This is a genomic window from Roseibium sp. (assembly GCF_025698965.1).
Classification (GTDB): Bacteria; Pseudomonadota; Alphaproteobacteria; order Rhizobiales; family Stappiaceae; genus Roseibium.
Genome location: NZ_JAILWL010000470.1, coordinates 1 through 5,028, shown reverse-complemented (window position 1 = coordinate 5,028; position 5,028 = coordinate 1). Strand labels below are relative to the sequence as shown.

Here is a 5,028-nt window from a genome sequence, read left to right as displayed (position 1 = left end):
TCTGCTGGGTTACGCCCATCTGTTCGGCAATGGACATGAACAGGTTGTAGAACACTTCCAGCATGACCGGATCTGCATGTGTTCCGATAGCATCGGCCCGCTGCAGCGGGACGATCCGCTTCAGGATGACATGATCCTTGGAATTGACTTCCGCCTGCCAGCCGTCCTCAACGGCAATGGTCGCATGCGGTTCAATGATCACCGCCGGGCCGGTCACCTTCATGCCGGGTTTCAAAGCGTCCCGTTTGTAGATGCCGGCGTCGTGCCACGTACCTTCCGAATAGATGCTCGTAGATTCGGCGGCATTGGCTACATCGGACCTCAGGCTGAGATCCGGCTCGACCAGGCCTGCGCCACCACCGGCTGTTTCCACTTCAAGTGCCTCGACAAAAATCGGCTTGTTGTCGTAGGCAAAGCCGAACTGCTTCTTGTGAGCGTCTTCAAATGCTGCACGCATTTCGGAAACGCTGTTGAGCAAGACAGGAAGCGGGGTGTCAGTACCATCATATCTGAGATGGGCCGTTGCCGTGGACCGGCGGGCTTCTGCCGGAATGGACTGTCGTTCAAGTTCCGCTTCCGTCTGACTTGCCAGTTCGTCCCGTAGCGCTGACAGTTCAGGCAAGAGATCTTCCGTCATGGTCTTGACCACGGCCTTCTGCCGATCGGCGCGGATGTCGGCCAGGCCCATTCCGTAGGCAGAGAGAATTCCGGAGAAGGGATGTAGAATGACGGTTGTCATTCCGAGGCTGTCGGCAACTCGGCAGCCTGTCTGACCACCTGCACCACCGAAACAGGTAAGAGCGTATTCGGTTACATCATAGCCGCGTTGTACGGAGATCTTCTTGATGGCGTTGGCCATGTTCTCAACGGCGATTTTCAAAAATCCATCCGCGACTTCCTCGGCCGTGCGACCGTCGCCGATTTCCGAAGCCAATTCTTTGAATTTCTGACGAACAGCATCACCGTCCAACGGCTGATCCTGGTTGGGGCCGAAGATTTTCGGGAAGAATTCAGGCGCCAGCTTACCTGTCATCAGGTTCGCATCCGTGACCGTGAGAGGTCCACCGCGCCGGTAACAGGCCGGGCCGGGGTTTGCACCAGCAGAATCCGGTCCAACCTGGAAGCGACCGTCGGTGTAATGAAGGACCGATCCGCCACCTGCTGCAACTGTGTGGATCATCATCATCGGAGCGCGCATGCGCACGCCGGCAACTTCGGTTTCAAACGCGCGTTCATAGTCGCCGTCATAGTGACAGACATCCGTTGACGTGCCGCCCATGTCGAAGCCGATGATCTTGTCATAGCCCGCCATACGGGACGTCTCGACGGCGCCGACGACACCACCGGCCGGCCCCGAAAGGATCGCGTCCTTGCCCTGGAACAGGTCTGCGGCAGTCAACCCTCCCGAAGATTGCATGAACATCAGACGGGGGCCTTCGCCCAGTTCCGATTGGACCTGGTTCACGTAGCGTCGCAGGATTGGAGAGAGATAAGCATCAACCACAGTCGTGTCGCCACGCCCGACCAGTTTCATGAGCGGTGAAACTTCGTGCGACACCGAGATCTGCGGGAAGCCGATTTCTTCCGCAATCTTCTTCAACGCCTTTTCATGAGCGGGAAACGCATAGGCATGCATCAAAACAATAGCGATGGAGCGGATACCGGCATCCCAGGCTGTCTGCATTTCGGCACGGGCCTGGCGTTCATCAAGGATAGTTTCAACAGTACCGTCGGAGCGAACGCGTTCCGAGATTTCATGAACGCTTTCGTAAAGCAGCTCCGGCTTGATGATTTCCTTTGCGAAAATCTTCGGTCGTGCCTGGTAGCCGATTTCCAGGGCGTCACGGAAACCGTTTGTGATGAAAAGAGCTGTACGTTCGCCTTTCCGTTCCAGGAGGGCGTTGGTCGCAACCGTCGTGCCCATTTTTACGGTTGCCACCTTGTCGGAAGGAATCGGAGCACCTTTTTCGACACCGAGAAGTTCGCGAATGCCCTGGATGGCGGCGTCGCGATAAGCTTCAGGATTTTCCGACAGCACTTTGTGCGGATGCAATGTTCCATCCGGCGAACGACCAACAATATCAGTGAAGGTGCCACCCCGATCGATCCAAAAATCCCACTTGGCTGTCATTTTCTTTCCTCTGGTGTTTCAAACTGAAATCTGCGCGGCATTTCAGTTTCGTATGTTCCGATTTGAAGGTCAGTGGCGTTATGTTGACATTTTATCGATAAATTGTCGATGAAAAATTTCTACCCGGACCCTCGAAAATACCAAACTCTTTATGAATCAGCGGTCTATCTGTTTCTTTTTAAGTTCGGGAGCATCGGTGGTTCTGGTTGAGTTTTGGAAAAGTGATAATCCGCTTGCCCCCCAGCCAAAGGTTCTTGCAAACGGTTCGCTTTCTTCTGCGCCAAAGATTTGTTTTGCCACCGCCGTCTCTTGTGCGTTGCTGTGTACCACAAGCAGCCAGCGATTGTCCGGTGCGGAAGAAAACGGAGGTGATGCAAGCTCCTCGACCTTTTCGACAGCCACGAAACTTCCGGGCATGCGCAGATAGTAATCCAGGGCTGGAGCCGTAAAGCCCTTGTAAAGATAGAGCTGATCTTTTGGTGCGCGTTCTGAAAGATAAGCCTGTGCAATACCTCTCCAGTCCGGTCTGACCTTTTGAGTGAGGGTAAACTTCAGTTCAGGAAAAGTAAGGATCAGAGCCGCAACAAACAGCGCAATAGGCGCGAACCTCGGCGACAGGCGATGTGCACCCGCAGCCGCAAGCAAAAGCAGTCCCGGCCAGGCGGCAATCAGATAACGGTCGAACAGGATCGGCTGAACAAGTATTGAATAGAGATAGGCTAAAATGACCGGTCCAAGCGTATAGGCGAGACAAATCGAGAAGGCGCGTTGATCGCCCTTGCGATGCCGCATTGAAGTGCGTTTGAAAAACGTTGACGGCAACAGGCACGCAACGCCCAGGCCTGCAAGAATCCAGAAGAGGATCAAGGACCCGGTGATGCTGAATGCCATGTTCTTCACAAAGACCAAATCAGGATATGCGATCCAGAACCCTGCCTCGGCAACGGACCTGGCCCGAATTGCCAGCAGGATCAGCCAGGGCAGAAATGCAACCGTGCTGATGGCCATGGCCAGACACGCCCGGAACGCATTGGAGCGTCGAAACTGTCCAGTCAGGACCAGGTCTTGCAGTGTGAGACATGCACAAAGTGTTCCGACAGCAGCAAATGTAAGAAGCGCGTAGACATGGCTGTAAAGAAACAACGCACCGCTCGTTGCGAGCAATGTGAACCAGCGCGTGGATGGGGTTTGCAGCACTTTCAGAGTTGAGAGCAGATAGCCAAGGCCGCAGGCTGCCAGAAGCGCATACATGCGTGCTTCCGTGGAGTACCAGATGTGAAAGGGCGATATGGCAAGCAGAGCGGCCGCAAGCAGTCCGGTTATCCGACCGCCCAGCATTTTACCTACAAGGTAACTCAGCCAGATTGCCAGCAGTCCCAACAGGACCGAAGGCAGACGCAGGGCCGTTTCGCCGTCGCCGATGATCGGAATTGTCAGCCAGAGGATGATGTTGTGAAGCGGCGGGTAGTTGTCGGTTGCGACCGATGCCAAAAGCGCAGAGAGAGACCCATTCGACTGGCTCCAGCTTACCGCCTCGTCATACCAGAGACTTGTCCTGTCCAGATCATGGAGCCGGAGTGCGGCAGCTACTGCAAGGATCAAGGTGACAAGTAAAGTACAGGCGACTTTGACAGGGTGCCTATCTTCAGTCGTTTCCGTCACTTTTCTGTTCTCCCCCAATGAATTAGCGACGCTAGACAATTCAGTTCAAAGAAGAAAGTCCGAACTGTCATTGATCTTTTGATGATAATTTATCGATAAAATGTTGATGTTTTGAGTTTTCGAGTCTAATCTTGCTTCGGATGCGCTTTTTTGAGGTGTTGAAGACAAGACACCAGGAGCAGCATCAGGCCGGGATGGGTCCGGCTTCCAAGAGGAGAAATCTATGCTGCATTCACGTTTTCTGAATAAAGCCGGAGTCCGTCTGGCGACGGCCGCCGTTTTTAGTCTTGCAGGGCTTGCCGCTGCATCTGCCGAAACCAAGTGGGACATGCCAACCCCATATGGTGACAGCAATTTCCACACTCAAAACATCTCGGCTTTTGCTGACGACGTTAAAGAGAAAACCGAAGGTTCCCTTGCAATCCAGGTTCATTCCGCCGGGTCATTGTTCAAGCATCCGGAAATCAAGAATTCGGTGCGCAAGGGGCTTGCACCGATCGGCGAAGTTCTGGTCTCACGTCTCGCCAACGAAGATGCTGTCTTCGGGGTGGATTCTGTTCCGTTCCTGGCTCCCTCCTATGACAAAGCCTGGAAACTTTATCAGGCCTCCAAGCCGGCTCTGGAAGAGAAGTTGGGTGAGCAGGGTCTGCAATTGCTCTTTGCTGTGCCGTGGCCGCCTCAGGGGATTTATGCCAAGAAAGAAGTTGTTTCAGGTGAAGACCTGAAGGGAGTTAAATTCCGGGCCTACAATGCTGCGACTGAACGCCTCGCGCAGCTTGCCAGCGCAGTACCTACCCAAATTGAAGTGCCGGACATTCCGACCGCATTCTCCACTGGCCGCGTTGAAGCGATGATCACGTCACCTTCTACCGGAGCAAACTCCAAGGCCTGGGATTTCCTGACGCATTATCATGATACACAGGCCTGGTTGCCAAAGAACATGGTCATCGTCAACAAGCGGGCGTTTGATGGTTTGAGCGATGCAGAAAAGGCCGCAGTTCTTGAAGCTGCTGCGGAAGCCGAACAGCGCGGATGGGAAGCGTCCAAGGTTGAAACCAAAACGAAAACCAACGTTCTGATTGAAAATGGCATCACGGTTGTTCAGCCGAGCAAGCAGCTGATCGAAGACCTCGCCGCAATCGGTGAGACGATGGCTGCGGAGTGGCAGGAGAATGCCGGTGAAGCCGGTGTTGCCGTCATCGAAGCTTACAACAACAACTAATACAGACAGCCAA

The 5,028-nt window shown here is 54.1% G+C and carries 3 protein-coding genes; 1 reads left to right on the top strand and 2 read right to left on the bottom strand.

Translation table 11 applies throughout. From position 1 onward, the window contains the following. Together K5905_RS27250 and K5905_RS27245 are read right to left on the bottom strand one after the other, a co-directional pair. The coding region (locus K5905_RS27250; protein ID WP_297590177.1) for a hydantoinase/oxoprolinase family protein at positions 1-2,131 on the bottom strand (2,131 nt) is incomplete at its 3' end. A gap of 156 nt (positions 2,132-2,287) precedes the next feature. Then, the gene (locus tag K5905_RS27245; RefSeq protein WP_297590175.1) at positions 2,288-3,793 is read right to left on the bottom strand and encodes a glycosyltransferase family 39 protein; all 1,506 of its coding nucleotides are present in this window, start codon (positions 3,791-3,793) and stop codon (positions 2,288-2,290) included. Between the two features lie 223 nt (positions 3,794-4,016). Here K5905_RS27245 and K5905_RS27240 point away from each other — a divergent pair, with 223 nt between their 5' ends. After that, positions 4,017-5,015 carry a TRAP transporter substrate-binding protein gene (locus K5905_RS27240; RefSeq protein ID WP_297590173.1) on the top strand — a complete coding sequence of 333 codons (999 nt, stop codon included), beginning with the start codon at positions 4,017-4,019 and terminating at the stop codon, positions 5,013-5,015. Positions 5,016-5,028 lie beyond the last annotated feature (13 nt).

Bases quoted from the DNA above. Each gene is read 5' to 3' on its own strand.
- K5905_RS27240 (WP_297590173.1), top strand. From the start codon at position 4,017: ATGCTGCATTCACGTTTTCTGAATAAAGCCGGAGTCCGTCTGGCGACG.